This is a genomic window from Dysgonomonas sp. UBA7710 (assembly GCF_002482385.1).
GTDB lineage: Bacteria > Bacteroidota > Bacteroidia > Bacteroidales > Dysgonomonadaceae > Dysgonomonas.
Genome location: NZ_DLFW01000002.1, coordinates 386,773 through 405,985, shown reverse-complemented (window position 1 = coordinate 405,985; position 19,213 = coordinate 386,773). Strand labels below are relative to the sequence as shown.

Here is a 19,213-nt window from a genome sequence, read left to right as displayed (position 1 = left end):
GTATATTATTTTATATCCTTAATCCAAGTATATTCCGGCTTCAGCCCTGCCTTTTGCCTGATAGAGTCGGAGACCATCGGGCCGTTGTTTTCCCACGTATTGCCCGGACCATTTGCATTTTGCAGGAACTTTTCTTCGGGGCACCAGTTATCTTTTACCGTGATAAATGAACTCCCTTCATCAGTATATAGGTAGAACCAATGATTAGGATCATGTACATAAGAAGGCTTGTATATATCTTCCACCACGTTTTCGGTAATAAAAGATTTAGACTGTACCGACAGTGTATATATTCCGGCAACATCATACATATGTTTTCCGTAATGATGAATATAATTGGCATGCACCATATTATTCCGCATACAGTTCACCGTTTTTGTCCATCCCCAACCCAGGCTTATACCTGTGTAGGCTACTTCATTGATTTCGTTATGCTCGATATTAATGTCTTGTACAAAACCTGCCAGAATGCCCACGCATCCCCAGTCTTCGTTTGTCACATCCGTGATATAATTGTTGGAAACAGAAATATGAGAGCAAATTTCGCGCTGGTCAACAGGGTCGTAAGGCAGATGCGTCTCCATACCGATTTCCGAAAAACGGCCTATTTGTATACCGTTTCCGGCAATATCCCTGAATAACGAGCCATTTATTCTGGATTTCTGCACTCTATCGATAAAGTCGATTCCGCATGAGCCGAGATGTTCGAAGCGGCACTGGTCAAATTCAATATTCTGAGCCGATTGTACCATTACTGCCGCCGGAGGGCGACCTACCCAACCCTGATTTTCAATACCCTTATTGAAATTACCGGGAACTCCGGGAGGTCTCAATTTATAAGCGTCCAGCAGATACATTCCGGCCTGCAACGGTACATGTCCCATCAGTGAAGGACGTACCCAGGTCGTATAGTTAAATCTGATATTCTTAAAACAGATATGCACCACCGGACGGTCCGGTGTCCCTGTTACTTCTATAAGGGATTCCAATACCGGAACAATTGCTTCGGCTACCGGCATATCCTCTCCCTGACGGGGCATATAATATATCTTGTCCGTCTTCGTATCATGATACCATTCACCCGGTTCATCCAACAGCTCTATCGCATTTGTAAAATAGAAAGCAGAGTTAAATCCCTCTTTGACCATTGGTTGCGGCCACGGATGCTCAAATTGAATACGTGCTTCCGGATTATGAAAACGGACACCTGCCGAATCTCCCTGAACGGTAATGGATTTAACCCGAAGATTGGCGATTGCCCACATCTGGTGGATAACGAGCTCAAGGTTTTCCGATTTAGTCAGTCCTTTTACAGCAGAAGCCGGAATCCAGAGAATTTCATTCATTTTATCATTGCTTCTTATCCGGTCCATTTGTTCGAAATCGGATACATTCCGCGCTCTTACAGCCTTCTTCCCATTAATCCATAGTTGGCGGAATATCAGCCTGTTTCCATTGAAGGAAGGCACATCAGCGACCCAGTATTTGCCTTGTTTTTTCCAGCCTTCTATCCGGATACCACCGCTAAGGGCCACATTATCACCTTCAGCCGCTTCTATTATGGTCGGACTACTTTCCGTTCCCGAATCTTCAGGACGAATAAATATCGGTTCATACAGATTGTATGTACCTCCGGCCATACGGATACGCACAGGTTCGTCTTTTCCCGCTTTTAATAATCTCCGGTATTCCCTTGCCTCTCTTATTGCTCCATGCAAAGAGGCTTTCGGTTCAGATTGTGTACCGGGATTCCGGTCGTTTCCCTGCGGGGAAACATATATCTCTACTGAAAAAACTGATAAAGAAATGAAGGATAGAATCACAATATAGATTAATCTCATGGAATTTTATTTTTTGAAGTGTATTTGTCAGACTTAATGTTCACATTAATTAACTATATATAGTTAAAAGGTAACAGAAGTAACAGATATATCAGTTAACAGTCATCAGTCATCAGTTAACAATGTTATGCGTTGCCATGCTGAGCGGAGTGAAGCATCTCCTTCAAAAAGTAACAAAAGTAACAGTTAGTTCAGTAAACAGTCAACAGTCATCAGTTAACAATCAGAACTCCTTTATACTTATTACTCAATACTTACTACTTGTTAAAAGGTAACAAAAGTAACACTTGTTTCAGTAAACAGTCAACAGTCATCAGTCAACAACTTGTATCTCGTGTCTTGTCTACTTGTAACTATTTCCAAAAAGGTTACAAAGGTTACAACATCTTCACCCATTTGCTAATCAACTTTTGGCTCCGCCGATTTTCAATTCAAAGAGCTATAAGCTAATGGCTAACAGCTAATAGCTAATAGCTTATTACATAGATAAAGTTTCGAGCTATTGATTCACCTGAAATACAGATTTCAGATACCGTGCATTTGCCCCGTAGTTTTTCTTTACATTGTGGACATCCTTTGTATCGCGCGAACGTTCAACAACAAGCCAACCGCTCCACCCCATTTTGTCCAAAGTAGCTTTTACTTCTTTCATATCCAGTGCCGGGTCATTTTCGATCCAGTAACCATCGGTATTAGAGGCATGTATCTGAACAATACGGTCTTTTCCCAAGGTTTTCAGGTCGCTTATAATATTTCCTCCTCTTTTCAGGATAGAAGAGAAATTGACATAGCTACGGATCGAAGGAGAACTGATTTTATCTATCAATTTCGCTTCTTCCTTAGCCGGCAATGTCGTTTCTATACCGATGACAACACCTGCTGCCTCCGCTTTTTTAGCAACAACTTTCAGCCGTTCCAATACAACCGGGTACAGTTCGGGTTCTTTCACCAAATCGCTTTGGTTACCCATCGGCAGAAATGCGACTTTCACCCCGAGAGCCTTCATCGTTGCTATACATTCGTCTATCAGGCCTTCATAGTTCTCACGCCTGGCAAAAGATTGCCCGTAAAAAGCGGACACAGCGATGGAACTAAGTTCTATTCCTAAACGATTGCATTCCGAAATAAATAATTCCTGAAAATGTTTATCGGTAAATTTATTATCAAATGACACACGCTTGCCCAGTCCGCCCATATCCAGTTCAAGTCCGTCTGCGCCAAGCTCTTCGGCCAGTTCCATCGCTCCGACTTTCTGACGCTTGAGCATCATCCAGTCACAAACAGAAACCTTGTAACGATGATTATTTACGACCTGTATTTCTTTCGTCTCTTTTAAAGACGGCCACTTCATGTTTTCTATTTTCGATAATACCAATTTATCCGGATCTACAACTACATGCTTAATAGCTTTCCGCCTCCATGTATAAACGATGTGAACCAAGCCGTCTTTAGTCTGTATAACAGAAGGATAAGAATACTGGCTAATCGGCGAATCTTCTACCACTAATGCCGCATACCATGTTTTTCCATCTTCCGATATAGCTACATTAAGAGGAGTGCGGGCTCCTTTTCCCCGTTTAAGCGTATCGTGAGGCAAGACATGATTATAGACCAATAACTGGCGGCCGTCCTGCAAGGTTACGGCATCTGTACCCGAATTATTATTCGGCAACATTGTTCCGGCTACAGGCGTCCATGTTTTTCCATTGTCCGAAGACCATGATTCTCCGATAGTTCTTTCCTGCGTACGGCAAAGAATCTGTAATCTTCCATCTTTATAAGTCAATATGGACGGTTGTATCGTATGAAGCTCTTTTCCTTCATTGATGGGGCCTATCATCTTCCATGTTTTACCAAAATCTTTTGTAGCTTCGAAATGAACTTTCCAGCCATTTCCTTCGGTACTCGACGGGCACAATAATGTCCCGTCTTTCAGTAAAACAGGTTTATTTTTCACCGGACCCAAAAATCCTTCCGGAAGGTCACGGGGAACCGACCATGTAACACCTCCATCGTCAGAAGTAATCACCTTCCCAACCCATCCGGCCACATTGGGACCGACTTTATAATAAAGTTGTAATTCTCCGTCCGGCACCTGATATAATACGGGATTCCATGTAGCATAACGGAGTGTATCATTTATAATCCCATCAGCTACATTCTGCGGTTCTGTCCATTTATTATTGATATAGCGGCTTACCCAGATACAAACATCGGGATTACGCTCTTTTGTTCCGCCAAACCAGGAAGCAATAAGATGACCTTCTTTGGTTTCCGCTATTGTAGAAGCATGGCTTTCAGGGAATGAAGGCTTTTCACAAATAAATTCATCTGTAAGAATACCTTCTCTGAACCGGTTTTGAGCTTCTCCGTATTTACAAACAAATATATAGTCACCCGAACCGATTTCAAGATTTATGCGATTCTCTTCAACCCGGACATACTTAAGTCCTTCAACCTCTTTTACAGGTTTTCCGCTTTCGGTAATATCCTCTAATCTTGCTGCCGGTATCAGAATATTCGCCCTGCTGTTTGCCGGAATGGAAATCTTCCATGTGAAAATTCCATCTTTAAGAGTCCAGTCACTATTTACCCAGCCATATGGTGTTCTATGAGACGCTTTTGTGTAGGTAAGGTCTTCGGTTGGATTTGGCTTCATCCACAGCCATTTAAATCCCTCCCTTATCTTGTGAGACTTTATTCCGGCCAAATCTTCATACATCCATGCCAGAAGGTCTCCTAAGAGCATCACATGATTATGAGAATTCATCTTAGGGCTTGCAGTATCACCATTCCAGAGTTCCCAGATCGTAGTCGCTCCCTGTCCGACCATATATCCCCAACTAGGATAATCCTTCTGAGTAGCAATAGTATAAGCAACATCTGCACATCCCCGTTTTGTGAGTTCACGCATCAGCCACTGAGTACCGATAACACCTGTACTGATATGCAGTTTATCTGTAACTGTAATGCGGTTTATCAGGTTTTGGAAAACTCTGTCCTCATTATCTTTATCTACAATACCGAAAGCCAATGGCAGGAGATTAGATGTTACCGTATAATTACCGTATTGCCCTGTTTCCGCATTATAGAATTTCTTATTGAATCCTGCTCTTACATTTTCTGCAAGCGTCACATATTCGGCGACATCACTTTCATGGCCCGATATAACTGCAAATTCCTGTAACAATTGCAACAACTTATAAGTATATGCTGTAGCTATCAGCTGTCCGTCCGTCTTACGGGCAGGGTCCAGAGAATGGATTAGTTCTTTTGATTCAGGAGGAACGCACCAGTCTCCGTATTTATCTTTGGTCATTATATAGTCTGCATTCAGGTAATTATCCTTCATATGCATAAACCATTTTTTCATATATGGATAATGCTTCTTTATCGGTTCAGTATTACCGTATTGCTTATGGATCATGTCGGCGACAAACAGATATGTGCCCGGCCATGTCATATTATCACTATAATAGGTCATATAGTACGGAGGCGCAATATCCGACAGCTTTCCTTCCGGCGTTTGGGAATCCCTTATATCATCCAGCCATTTTATATAAAACCGTTCGTTGTCATAAACGAAACTTTCCCCGATACAACCAATAGTATGGTCGCCGAGCCACGGCTGCCTTTCGTCGCGTTGCGGACAATCAAGGGGAATGCTCTTATAATTACTGTTGATTCCCCACCATGCATTGTTATATATTTGATTCAGAATATTATTTGATGTCTCGAATGAGCCGACTGCAGCCATATCGTCATATACGACTTTCCCTTCAAAATCACTTATTGCCGGAGTTCCCGGATAACCCGTCACTTCTACGAAACGGAACCCGTGTGTAACAAAACGGGGTTCCCATTTCTCCGTACCTTCTCCTTTCATTGTGTACACATCGGTAGCTCTTGCGCTACGGAGATTTACTGTTTTCAGGCGGCCGTCTTTTTCCAGTGTTTCAGCAAAACGCAGGGTGATTTTGTCCCCTTTCTTCCCTTTTGCCTGCAAGCTAAGCCAGCCTACCATATTCTGCCCCATATCGATAACGAACGTATCTTTTGCTAAAACCGTAACAGCCTTTGGCGTCAATACTTTCATCACCTTCATATTTTCCTGCATCTGCGCAGTAATTACACCTCCCGGGGCTTTTACCAGTTCGGCATTCAGCCATTTTCGGTCATTATATCCGGCTGTGTTCCATGCTCCCAGCTCCTTATTCGCATCATATTCTTCCCCGTCAAAATCATTATTTGAACGGATAGGACCATCGGAAGTAACCTTCCACGTATCGTCACTGATGATGGTTTGCTTTGTTCCGTCACTATATTCTATTTCTATCTGGAGAAGCATTTTCGGATAGCCGAAAGTCTTTATTTTATGAGGTTTATAATTCTGACGCATATTGTAGAAACGCCCATTACCCAAGATAGTCGCAATCGCATTTTTCCCTTGTTTAATATAAGACGTCACATCAAAGGTATTGTACAAAACAGTTTTGAAATAGTCTGTTTGTCCCGGTGCTAAAGCCTGATCCCCGATCTTCTCACCATTGATATATAGCTCATAAAATCCTAATCCTGAAATATATGCCTTCGCTGATTTAACCTGCTTCTGGCTGGCAAACTCTTTACGGAAATAACGTGCAGATAAACGGGAATGCACCGTTTCACTATCCCAGGAGAATATCCTGTCCAGCCCAATCCACTTCGCAGACCAGTCGGAATCAGTTAATAAACCCACACTGAATTTAGCCGGAGAACTCCATGCTGATTCACCTTTATTTGTATAAACTTTTACTTTCCAATATATCTGGCTACGGCTTGTCAGGCCTTTACCCGTATAAGGGACAAGAGTAGATGCAGCATCTTCAATTTTTCCTGAATTCCATAAATCTGCATCTGTTTCATTGAGCTTATCTAACGAAGAGGCAGCAAGTATCCAGTATGCCTTTTGCTCTACATTTCGTTCTTTCGATTCTATCATCCACCCCAGACGAGGTGTTGCCGTACCAATTCCTTCGGGATTATTTAGCATTTCGCACCTGAGTTCCTTCACATCCACCGAAAACATCAGCAGGGAACAAAATAAGGCGGAGAATATAAATATTGTTTTTTTCATGGATTTTTTAATTTGAAAATTCAAGAATGTTGTCAACTGATTATTGTTAACTGTTAACCGTCATCAAGTTTTCTTCGACATAAGATGTATTGGCGTCCGTAATAATCAGTACCCTGTCATTACCTGCCCTGTATTTCGAATCGTGAGCAAAAACCTGTCTGCTATTACCAAATTCTCCGATATATTCCACTGAACCATTCACCGGATTGTACCACCATGCCTTTTTCTTAGCTCCCGATATTTTTGTCATATCTATCTCCACTTTGCGGTTTGTATAGTTATAGACCAGGATATAATCGTTACCACGGGTGGCAATCACTCTTTCATATTGCAATCCGTTTGTCCCCACGATTACCGACTGGTCGGGTATCCTCTCAAAGAAAGGAAACGCCAGTATCAGGTTTTTCAGGTACTTCATTTCACGACAACCCGGATCGTTTACAGCTTCCCACCATGGTTTTTCAGCACCGAATGAAGGCTGATATCCCGGACGAAGCATCTGCATCGTAGAATTATGCCCGTAAGTATGTCCGAATGAGCCTGCAAATACAGACCAATAAGCATAACGGCGAACATCTTCTGCCTGCCAGCGACGTTCATTCACATCGTGAAGCCCATGGGGAATATCTTCATAAGAAGGCTCACCATCGATTACCGGTTTCAAAGGAGAAACAGCAAGACTCCGCCCGGCAAAACGCCAGTTGTCTTCTTCTGTATTCTCTTCGATAGGATAATCTCCATCGCCATTACGCTGATTATATCTGCGATGGCCTGATTGGAACATATTGAAATCGAGCCATGGCTCATTGTTAAACCAAGTGCTGGATATCGTCCTGCCACGCGGATGGAATGTCATCAAATGATCCGGGTCTATTCCTCTTATCGTTGTTGCCAAAGTCTGCCAGACTTCCGGCTCTACATCTCCGCGGATATCACCACCAATCAGCCAGACTATATTCGGGTATTTTTTATAACGTTCCGCTAAGAACTTACCATACTTCCTAGCATCCTCAACTGTCATCTGCTTCTGTTGCACAGGCGTTCCCCAAACACAAACTATCCCGATATAGATACCGCTCTGCCGGGCACGTTCCACGATGTAATCCACATGCTGCCAATAGTTATATTCGCCTCGCTTATCTATATTCCTGAAGTCGAACCCATCAGGTAAAGCCCAGTCACCATATGCATTCATGGCAGAAACAGTATGCAGCACAGATATTTGCACCACATTGTAACCATTTCTTTTAGTGACATTCATAAAATAATCCACTTCTTCCCTATTCGACCGTGATGGCAGAAGCCAGGCCGTTTCGCCAAGCCAAAAGAAAGGAGTGCCGTTCTCATGTTGTAAGTAACGCTTATTGTCGCTTACTTTCAGCTTACCGTTATCCCAGGGCATATCCGGTTTCTTCGGCTTATCCTGAGCAGTAGATGACAAAGTGATTAGTAACAATAAGAATATCAGTATTGTATATTTTTTCATGATACAGACTTATTTCTTTGTTTTGTCTTCTGATTTTTCATGTCCGATAGCAGCCCATATAAAAGGAGCCACGGATTTAGGGTCATTCAGGATTACCGGTTCACCGATATAATATTCGAAAGACCCGTCACGATATGTCTTCTCTCCTCCCAGACCGGCAACAGCACAACAATTGGTAATAGAGTAAGTACCATTGTCTTCTTTCTTCACGAATTCTTTTACCAATCCGCTAAAACCTTTATCGGCAGCAACTTTATAATCAGCACTGATATATCCCTTATTTATAGCCGAATAGAGGAAAGTAACAAACATAGCCGAACCCGACGATTCGAGATAGTTGCCTTCGCGGTCTCCCATATTAGTTACCTGATACCATACTCCGGTCTTATCATCCTGCCACCTCACAATCCCTTCTGCCATTTTTTCTATAATAGCGATCACATACGGGCGACTTGCATGATTCTGCGGAAGAAAATCCAAGACATCGACAAGCGCCATTCCATACCAACCTATGCTCCTCGACCAGAAGTTAGGAGAGTGCCCGGTGGTTTTGTCTGCCCACCTTTGTTCGCGGCTTTCATCCCAGCCATGGTAGAATAAACCTGTTTCGGGATCGTAACTGTTTTTATCCATCAGACGAATCTGGTTCAGAATATCATCGTATATCTCAGGATGATTGAAATCTCTTGCATATTCCGCTAAAAACGGAGAAGCCATATACAAACCATCGAGCCACATCTGATGCGGATAAATCTGTTTGTGCCAGAATCCGCCTTCCGATGTTCGGGGCTGCTTTTCCATCTGAACGGCTAATGTATCTATCGCTGTTTTGTAGCGGACATCTCCGGTTGCTTTATAGAGACGGAATAATATCTTACCGGGATTGACATTGTCGATATTATATTTATCCATCCTGTATGTCTTTATTTGTCCGTCCTGCGTAATCAGGCTGTCGGCATAACCTTTGGCATAATTGTAATAGGCGCTGTCCTGTGTGTAATCGAACATATCCAGCATGGCTTTAGCTACACATCCGTGAGTATATCCCCAGCGCGGTGATTTCGCTTTTTCGATCATCCATGCCTCAGGAAAACGCGTCATTTCCGACTTGGCTATTTTAACCGACCATCTGTTGTCCTGTTCTTGTTTTTTATCCCGATTACAACCAATAAACAGCAGAACTGCAAAGATTGTGAGAACAAAATATTTCATTGTCGTTTATATATTAGGTTACTATTTAGCTCCTTTGAGAGTATACGTCTTTCCCTTTTCTGTTGAAAGGTCATACAAGCGTGTTGCCTTATCGAGATCTAATGGAGTAGCATGTAATGTCGCCTCATCAGAGATTAATGCAGGTTTCACTTTGGGAGTTTCAAACAGGATATTGGCATTCTCTCCTTTTGCCTTTTTCAGACCTGTACCTTTAAGCACAGAAGCAATACGGATGCGGCAGTTTCCTCCATAACGGGACGTAATTTTCAGATTGCTCACTTTGCCGTCTTTCCAATCCATGTCGATGACAAATCCACCTCTGGCCACCAATCCTTTTACACTACCGTCTTTCCATACATCAGGAAGTGCCGGCAAAAAGTATATGAATCCATCGTGGCTTTGCATCAGCATTTCCGCGATACCTGCCGTACAACCGAAGTTGCCATCTATCTGGAACGGAGGATGAGCATCGAACATATTGCTGTATGTACCTCCTTTTTTCTTCTCATTAGTTACCAGGTCTAACTGGTTCCTTAATAGCGTATAGGCATGATTTCCATCCAATAAGCGCGCCCATAGACAAACTTTCCAACCCATAGACCAACCCGTAGAAGGGTCTCCCCGATGGGTCAAAGAATTTTTGGCCGCCTCAAATAACTGAGGTGTATGAATAGGCGATATTTGATTACCCGGATAAAGTCCGTAAAGATGAGATACATGGCGGTGCTTATCGTCCGGTGAATCCCAGTCATACAGCCATTCCTGAAGCTGATTGTGTCGCCCGATCTGCATTGGCGGCAATTTCTCACGCTTCATTTTCAATGTATCCGCAAATGATTTATCTATACCTAACAATTCGGATGCTTTGATTACATTGGAGAATAAATCGAATACCAACTGGTTGTCCATCGTGCACCCCGCCGTAATCGTTGCTTTCCCATTACTTCCGGCATGCGTATTTTCAGGGGAATTGGATGGTGAAACAACCAGCCAGCCATGCGCAGGTTCTTCTATCAGGAAATCGTTAAAAAACATAGCGGCACCTTTCATCACCGGATATACCGACCTCAGATAATCCAGATCGCCCGTATATTCGTACCTATACCACAAATGCTGGCTTACCCATGCGCCACCTGTCGGCCACATTCCCGAAGCAGCCCTGTCGACAGGCCCGGTAATACGCCATATATCGGTATTATGATGAAGTACCCAACCTCTGGCATTATACATCAGGTCAGCTGTATGCGCACCCGTTTGGGCAACCTCACGAATCATTTGCAGCATCGGCTCATGCATCTCGGATAAGTTGGTAACTTCCGCCGGCCAGTAGTTCATTTCCACATTGATGTTACAAGTGTATTTACTGTCCCATGACGGAAGGTAACGGTCGTTCCATATTCCCTGAAGATTTGCAGGTTGCGTACCCGGCAGGGAAGATGAAATCAGCAGATAGCGTCCGAATTGGAAATAGAGAGCCGCCAGTTCAGGGTCGAATGTCTTCGCGAAGTCTCTGATACGTATATCCGTTGGCTTCTGAGATTCTGTTGTTTTCCCCAAGTCAAGAGACATACGGTTCATATATTGCTGAAAGAACGCGGTATGTTCACTTTTTGCTTTCTCGTAATCATTCGAAAAAGCTGTCCCCATATATTTCTTACATTTGGCTGTCTTATCTCCGGTTATGTCTTTATAGTTGACGAAATTGGTAGCAATAGTCACGTAAAGAATAACTTCATCTGCATTCTCCACAGATATGATATGATCCGAAACCGTATATTTCCCTCCTTTTACTTTCGGCTTCACTCTTGTCTCAAACTGCACTTTTCCACTTTGCTTTTCATGTGCAGGAGTAATACCCGTCAATACAAGCTGGTTGTCTTCGATGAATCTCTCCACTTTTTCCTGAGGTGTGGTCAGAAAAGTGTTGCAGGTGATGCTTGCCGGTTTATCTGCTGTCAGTCTTACAATTATAGCCTGGTCGGTAAAAGACGTGAACATTTCACGCTTGTATGTTATGCCATCCACCTTATATGAGACACTGGCAACAGCATCACTTATATTCAAATCGCGATAGAAGCCGGTATATCGATTATGTCCCGGAAAAGAGATGAAGAGGTCTCCCATACTCTGATAAGGCATTCCGTGATTTGTAGGCGACATTATTTTAGCCGTAGCCAAATCCTGAGCTTCTACATATTTCCCTTCGAAAATGAGATTCCGGACTTTCTCCAGAACACCTTCTTCCAGTTTATGGGCATTACTATTGGGCGAACCGGCCCAAATGGTTTCTTCATTAAGTTGTAATTGCTCGACAGAGGGATTCCCGAAGACCATAGCCCCCAGTCTGCCGTTACCTAACGGCAAAGCCCCGTTCCAATCCAAAGCCGGTTTGTCATACCAGAGCTTCATGCCTTGCCGGGCATTAGCTACTAAAGCCAGACTTATAAATAATGACAATATTATTCTTCTCAACATCAATATCTTATTAATCAATTATACCAACGTTTTTCAATACTTCCAGCAGAGCCTCTTTTCCTTTGATTGCATTTGCCGGCAGTTTTTCACCATTTTCACCAAATGTGCGCATCTGCAATTCTTTCTCAATAGTTACCTTCGACTCATCAACCATATCGTGATTTAAGCCTAAATACTTAGTAATAAAGCTATACATAGCCATACGTTTCGACAGGCCGTAATCATGCCCTTCATCTGAAAAATGCACATTCTCTATATTATCTTCTGCTCCGTAGAATCCATAGATTTTTTTAAGGTATGGAAATTCCAGTCCGGGAACAGAACTCGACCAGTCTTTCCCGTCTGTCAATGCCAATTGCGGTTTCGGTGCGAACATAGCGGCAATCTCCGCATTATTGGTACGTCCCCCGCATAGATGAGCCGGCATGCCGCTCTCGCAAGGACACCCGCCTACAAAATGCGAAGATAGCATAACAACCGGAATACTGACAGTTATACGGTCGTCGATAGCAGACATCATCATCGTCATACTACCTCCACCCGAGCCGCCGGTTATACCCACTTTGGTCGCATCTGCTTCTTTCAAAGACAGAAGATAGTCCAGAATTCCAATAGCATTGAGTGTCTGTATCGTATTGGCCGCGCTTAGGCGATGCAATGTTCCATCGAACTGAAGGAGGCTTTCTCCCCAGGCAAACAAATCCCAACTTACTGATATGGCACCCATACGAGCTTGTGTAGCGCAACGCATTTGCTGGTCTTCACGATAGCGGCCGTTTCCAAAATGCCCGTTGGGATTGAGTATCACCGGACATTTACCTTTTATTTTCGCAGGTTTATAGATTGAGCCGCACACATAAATTCCGGGAAGGGTTTCTATGGCAAAGTTCTCAACTGTATAACCATCGTATTTCCTTTTTGGTGTTAGAATAATTTTCGACTCAGGCTTTGCCGGCATTGGAGAGACTCTTAATGCTTCAGGTAAACAAGCCTTTAATTCAGCCTTACGTTTTTCCCATGATTCTTTGTCAGAATAAAGGGTTTCGAGATAGTCCAGAAATTTTTTGCCTTCCTCCTCAGTAGCACGGGCATATTCAAACTCCTTTATCTTATATTTGCCATTATCCATGACAAACTTGTAATCGAAAGGAGCCAATACGGCAATGAGGGATTCCTCCGCGCTCCACGGTTTTATTCTCCAATCGGCATATTTGAGTATCTTGCCGTCTACCATCCTGGCATCGTACTTTACCTCTATATCAAACCTGTTTTCAATGTCACGCAATACATCTATCAGCGGGCGCGAATAGGCGCTATCCGCCGTCTGCGTATTTTGAGCAAAAACACAAACGACAGACAGAACACATAGTATAAGTATATAATACCCCTTTTTCATATCTCTCAATACTATTGCATTACAATATTCGCCGACTTATTCAGTCCCGCCCCCTTATCAACAGGCATAGCCAATCGCTCCAAATAGTTATTCTTCAAAATGATATTATCAGTCAGACTTCCATCCAGTTTTATAAAAGACCGGCTACCGGTTTCAGGAAAACATCCCTGAATAAACATATCTTTCACATCGGCTACTTCCAATACAGGTTTATCCTGCAATGGTTTAGGATTATAAATATTATTGATACGCAGGTTGGAAGACTCGCTTATTTTGAACGCAGCGCCTATTTCAGTCGCGATTCTGACATTATTCAATGTTATATTCTTAGCCTTGTTTATTTCGAAACCCGTTTTTGCAGCTATATTAATATCAGTGAATGTAATGTCTGATATAGGGGCTTCTTCTATTCCCAAAACAGTACAAGCCATGTTCACATCCGAACCTGTAAGACCCGATATATGAATATTACGGAAAATCGGAGTCCGTTCTGATAAAGGCTCGGCCGGAACATTAGAATAGAACAGGTTCAGGGTTATAGCTTCCCTTGGAATATTTTTCATTACAATATTGCTCACCCGTATTTCCTCGACAATACCGCCACGGCCTCTGGTTGATTTCATGCGAATACCCCTATCCGTACCATCGAATACACAGTTAGAGATAGTCACTTTACGCACATCGCCCGACATTTCGCTCCCTATAACGACACCTCCATGTCCTGCAAGCATTACACAGTTTGTTATTGTTATGTTTTCACAAGGAGTAGCATACCGGCGTCCCTGCAAATCGCGTCCCGACTTCAATGTGATGCAATCATCCCCTACTGTTATATGGCAATTGGCGATTATCACATTTCGGCATGACGACGGGTTGATACCGTCTGTATTCGGTGCGTCCGGATTGTTTATAGTAACTCCGAGAACGCTTACATTTTCGCAAAATTCGGGGTTGATAGTCCAGAACGGGGAATTTATAATTGTTACTCCTTCCACCTTAAAACCCTTGCATTTATAAGGTTGCATCAATGGCGGACGAAAAAAACGTTTATCCAATGTACGCTTCCAGTCCGAATTTTCTTCAACTGTAAAACCGGGATTTTCTTTCTCCCACATTTGCCGGTACCCTTCCAGTTCTTTCCTAAAGGTTTCGTCTTTATACGCGCCTTCGATAGCAAATGTTCCGTACCACCACTTTTTCCCGTTTCCGTCGATGGTGCCTTCTCCTTTGATAGTAATATTCTCTTGTTCGTATGCATAAAACAAAGGGCAGAAACTCTTCATCACCACACCTTCATAACGCATTTCTACAAAAGGAATATACTCCGACATATCATCGGTAAACTTAATCGTCGCACCTGCTTCTATGTCAATAGTTATATTACTTTTCAATACAATAGGCCCTGTAAGATATGTACCTGCAGGGAAAAACAATGTACCTCCACCGTTTTGGGAAAGCTTGTCTATCGCCTTCTTAATAACAGCAGTGTTGGATACGTTGCCATCTGCCTTAGCCCCAAAGCTTTGCATATTAATAGTTTCAGCTTTGGAGGCTATGAACAGAATAAAAACAATGGTAAACAGTAGTATTTTTTTCATTCGTAAATGTTCTCTATTTTAACAGATTATCTAACTTAGCGACAGCAGACTTAACTTTCTCCTTTTCAGGGTCTTTAAATAAATTAAAAGGCTGAGCCAGAAAATCGCTGCAAATACCTTTCAATGCAAGTGCCGTTTTAATACCTTTGATATAACTGGAACCGAAACGTCCGATACCATATAACTCTTTACTCACAGCCATCATCTTATCCTGCAATTCAATAGTTTTATCCACATTCTTTTCTGCTGCTGCATTATATACATCTACAAATATCCGGGGGTAAACATTCGCACCCCCCGAAACTCCTCCGTGTGCGCCAACCAATACAACAGAAGCCATCATTTCTTCAGGGCCTACGAATAACCCGAATTCGGGATGGTCTCTGAACAATGTCAGTAATTTACAGAAATATACGCCATTGGCAGAACTATCTTTCAATCCGATTATATTCTTATGTTGCGATAACGCCAGAACGGTATCAGGTTCAATCATTGTCTTCGTATGCGAAGGCATATTATACAGATACAATGGAAGCGGGCATTTATCTGCCAGCAATTCATAGTATTCAATCAGTTCGGGCTGCCCCAAGGCAAAATAATAAGGAGGCGCGGCAACCAGAGCAGCAGCCTTATATTCAGCAGCAAACCCGGCAAGTTTTATACTTTCATACACCGAAGTATCTGTTATGCCGACAAGAACAGGCACGCGTCCATTCACAGCCAGACAAGTATGTTTGATGAGTTCTTTCTTGATATTGATACTAAGGTGCTGGGCCTCGCCGGTAGTCCCTAAAATAAAAATACCGCTTACACCTCCCGATATAAGATGCTCTACCAGATTATTAACACCTTTCACATCCAGCGTGTCAGTATCTGTTAACGGAGTTATCATTGGAGGGACAATTCCCTTTAGTTGGAAAATTGGATTATTTGAGTTCATTATATTTTCAATTTATCTTATAGAATAAATATTTAATCATCTGTTTTATTTATAGCTGTAGGCTTCAATATCGTCAATTGCAAAATAATTGCAATAAGGACAACTATGGCTAAAAGGGCAAAGTCACGCCCCATATTTCCGGCATCGGCCGATTTTCCAAGAACATTCGTTATCACGGCTCCGGCTGAAATTCCGGCTAAATTCAATAATCCATAGCCTGTTGCCCTGTAACGAGGGGAGACAAACTGACAAAGGATCGGCATATTGTTTACATCAAACATACCAAAACCAAAGCCAAAGAAAATGGCTCCGGCAACAATAATAACCAGGCTATTACCGAAAGCCAGTAATAAAAGGGCAGGCAGCGTTAAAGCTAAACCAATAACTCCCGTATAAATACGCCCTTTGATATTTTGCTGTACCCATTTATCCGATAAATACCCACCGATAAGCACGCCAACCAACGAAGCCATAGCAATAGTAATAGTAGCCATTGGCCCTGCATCTTCCATATCAATATTCAGACTGGTGGAGAATAGTGTCGGCAACCAGTTTTTAGTTGCCCAGCCCGGCAAACTCGGAGCCGAAAAGTAGAATAATATAACCCAAAAAGAGATATTACCAAACAGTATCCCCAAGCCTTTGAGCATAGCTGAGAATTCTTTCTTAATAGATTTCTTTTCTTCCGGTTTTACTGTGTATGCTTTATGTTCTTTCAAAAACAATATAAGTACAATACAATATATGATACCTGTCAGTCCGAATGTATGAAATGTCATCTGCCACGAGAAACTACCGGCCACAACAGCACCAAAGCCGCCCAATGCCTGTCCTAAGTAAACTCCCGTAGTATGAAAACCAACTGCAAGCGAACGGGTTTTTCCTTGATGATAATCAGCTATTAGTGACAATCCCGCAGGAATATAAAAGGCTTCACTTATCCCCATAACCGCACGTAAAATATACAATTGATCAAACGAAGTAGCATATCCCATCAGTAAGGTAACAGCCGACCACGTAAATAAACTTCCTACAATAAGCCATTTACGGTTCAGACGGTCTGCAATAATGCCCGATAACGGACTCATAAAAGCATATATCCATAAGAATATGGCCATTAAACGCCCAAAATTAGCTGCCGATACCAATTCCGAAATATCTTCCATCATAGCAGGACGCATGGTAGACAGCATCTGCCTGTCCATATAGTTCAGCAGAGCAACAAACCATAACATCGCTACGACCAGCCAGGGGTACGCCTTTTTGCCTTTCATGAGAATATTTCCTGGGGTTTATCTTATTTATATAAAGGGCCGTATGCTTCACAGGCTCTGTAATCGGAACCTTCTGCATCCGAGCCGAATGCAGCCCATGATGATGGACGGAATATTCTATCCTCGTCTACATTATGCATACATACAGGAATTGAAAGCATAGAGGCTAATGATATCAGGTCGGCACCAATGTGACCATAGCTTATAGCGCCATGATTAGCGCCCCAATAATTCATTACTGAATATACATCTTTAAAATGACCTTTTCCGGTAAGCCGGGGAACAAAGAATGTGCTCGGCCATGTCTTATCCGTGCGTTTATCTATTTTGTCGAATACTTCCTGCGGGAAAGTAGCTGTCACCCCTTCCGCGATCTGCAATACAGGCCCAATACCTTTCACAAGATTAATCCTGCACATAGTAACAGGCATTCCGGGTTCGGTCAGAAATTTAGAAGAATAGCCTCCTCCCCTGAAGTATTCGAGCGAAGCAGGATACCATTTGGTAGCACCCAGCATCTTATCTACTTCTTCCTGATTTATCTTCCAGAAAGGTTTCATTACAGGCTTTCCATCTTCGCTTTGACGACCTGTACCATCCAAGGTACAAGAACCCGAGTTAATTAGGTGAATTGCGCCATCAGCCAATACTCCTTCCGGCTTCCAGCCTGTAACCCGTTGGATAGATGCCGGACTCCAGTATGTTCTGACATCGGCAAATATCTGTGCTGTATTCGTCAGTAATTTACCAAATAACATGCTTATACCATTCAAATGGTCATCTTCCGTTGCAAAAGCAAATGGCTCACGTATTCCATTCCAGTCGAAAGAAGAATTAAGGATTGCCTCCGAAAAATCTCCGTTCGGTAAAAAGTCCGTCCACTGACGCTGTCCCTGAAATCCTCCGGCAATGGCATTATGCCCCATCGCTTCTTCGGAATAGCCTATTTTATGAAGTTTATCATTACCTATCATCAGGTCTCTCATAATCAGAGTCATCTTGACAACAAATTCCCAGTCCTTATCTTTTTGTTGACGGGAACGCTTCAAATGTTCAGGATTATAATCATCACCTTCATTTACAGCACAATTTTTTATAGTCCATTCCAAGCCCTTTTTATACTCGTCTTTGTCATATATTTCGAGTTGTATACGGCGGAGAATCTCCGAAGAGTCTACAAACTCGGAACGCAAGCCTAAATATTCCTGTAAAAATTCAGGATTAACGATAGAACCCGCTATCCCCATAGATACACTTCCGATTGCCAGATAAGACTTGCCGCGCATAATAGCGACAGCCAATCCGGCTTTAGCGAAACGTAATAATTTTTCCTGCACATCTTCCGGAATAGACATATCACCCAAATCCTGCACATCATGTCCGTAAATGCCAAACGTAGGCAAGCCTTTTTGATTATGCGCTGCCAGCGCCGCTGCCAGATAAACAGCACCCGGACGTTCTGTCCCGTTAAATCCCCAGATCGCTTTCGGGATAAGCGGGTCCATATCGATAGTTTCGGAACCGTAACACCAGCATGGAGTTACCGACAAAGTCAGCCCTACATTATTCCTTTTGAACTTTTCGGCACAGTTAGCCGCTTCTTTTACACCACCAATACAGGTATCTGCAATAATACATTCAACCGGGCTTCCATCGGGATAACGAAGATTTTCAGCATAGAATCCGGCTACATTCTTAGCCATATTCATGGTTGTTCCTTCCAACGATTCTCTTATTCCTTTCCTGCGTCCGTCAATAATCGGACGTATACCAATTTTTGGATACTCATTATTCTTCATGATATTATATTTTTTAATCCACTAAGTTGAGGATTGTTTTATCTGTAAAAATGAGGTGTGGCTCTTCTTTCACGAA

At 42.7% G+C, this 19,213-nt stretch carries 9 protein-coding genes and 2 pseudogenes; all 11 read right to left on the bottom strand.

Annotated elements, in window-relative coordinates; genetic code table 11:
* Nucleotides 1-5 precede the first annotated feature (5 nt).
* A complete protein-coding gene (locus B3317_RS01985) occupies nt 6-1,841 on the bottom strand; it encodes a right-handed parallel beta-helix repeat-containing protein (protein WP_291108074.1) in 1,836 nt (611 codons plus the stop codon).
* 499 nt (nt 1,842-2,340) lie between these two features.
* A pseudogene (locus B3317_RS18185) lies at nt 2,341-3,066 on the bottom strand (sugar phosphate isomerase/epimerase family protein); the annotation flags it as partial.
* A 147-nt stretch (nt 3,067-3,213) separates the two neighbouring features.
* Nucleotides 3,214-6,957: pseudogene (locus B3317_RS01980) on the bottom strand (family 78 glycoside hydrolase catalytic domain); the annotation flags it as partial.
* 46 nt (nt 6,958-7,003) lie between these two features.
* Nucleotides 7,004-8,443, bottom strand: a complete 1,440-nt coding sequence (locus B3317_RS01975; RefSeq protein WP_291108069.1) for a glycoside hydrolase family 140 protein — start codon at nt 8,441-8,443, stop codon at nt 7,004-7,006.
* Between the two features lie 9 nt (nt 8,444-8,452).
* The gene (locus tag B3317_RS01970) at nt 8,453-9,655 is read right to left on the bottom strand and encodes a glycoside hydrolase family 88/105 protein (RefSeq protein ID WP_291108066.1); all 1,203 of its coding nucleotides are present in this window, start codon (nt 9,653-9,655) and stop codon (nt 8,453-8,455) included.
* Between the two features lie 21 nt (nt 9,656-9,676).
* Nucleotides 9,677-12,130 carry a glycoside hydrolase family 95 protein gene (locus B3317_RS01965; RefSeq protein WP_349255121.1) on the bottom strand — a complete coding sequence of 818 codons (2,454 nt, stop codon included), beginning with the start codon at nt 12,128-12,130 and terminating at the stop codon, nt 9,677-9,679.
* Between the two features lie 10 nt (nt 12,131-12,140).
* On the bottom strand, nt 12,141-13,526 hold the full coding sequence (locus B3317_RS01960; RefSeq protein WP_291108062.1) for a hypothetical protein: 1,386 nt from the start codon (nt 13,524-13,526) through the stop codon (nt 12,141-12,143).
* A gap of 11 nt (nt 13,527-13,537) precedes the next feature.
* A complete protein-coding gene (locus B3317_RS01955; RefSeq protein ID WP_414647416.1) occupies nt 13,538-15,124 on the bottom strand; it encodes a glycoside hydrolase family 28 protein in 1,587 nt (528 codons plus the stop codon).
* Between the two features lie 13 nt (nt 15,125-15,137).
* Nucleotides 15,138-16,064 carry a dihydrodipicolinate synthase family protein gene (locus B3317_RS01950; RefSeq protein WP_291108059.1) on the bottom strand — a complete coding sequence of 309 codons (927 nt, stop codon included), beginning with the start codon at nt 16,062-16,064 and terminating at the stop codon, nt 15,138-15,140.
* A 32-nt stretch (nt 16,065-16,096) separates the two neighbouring features.
* Nucleotides 16,097-17,338: an MFS transporter gene (locus B3317_RS01945; RefSeq protein ID WP_291108056.1), complete on the bottom strand. Its 1,242-nt coding sequence runs from the start codon at nt 17,336-17,338 to the stop codon at nt 16,097-16,099.
* 23 nt (nt 17,339-17,361) lie between these two features.
* Nucleotides 17,362-19,137: an L-fucose isomerase gene (locus B3317_RS01940; RefSeq protein WP_291108053.1), complete on the bottom strand. Its 1,776-nt coding sequence runs from the start codon at nt 19,135-19,137 to the stop codon at nt 17,362-17,364.
* Nucleotides 19,138-19,213 lie beyond the last annotated feature (76 nt).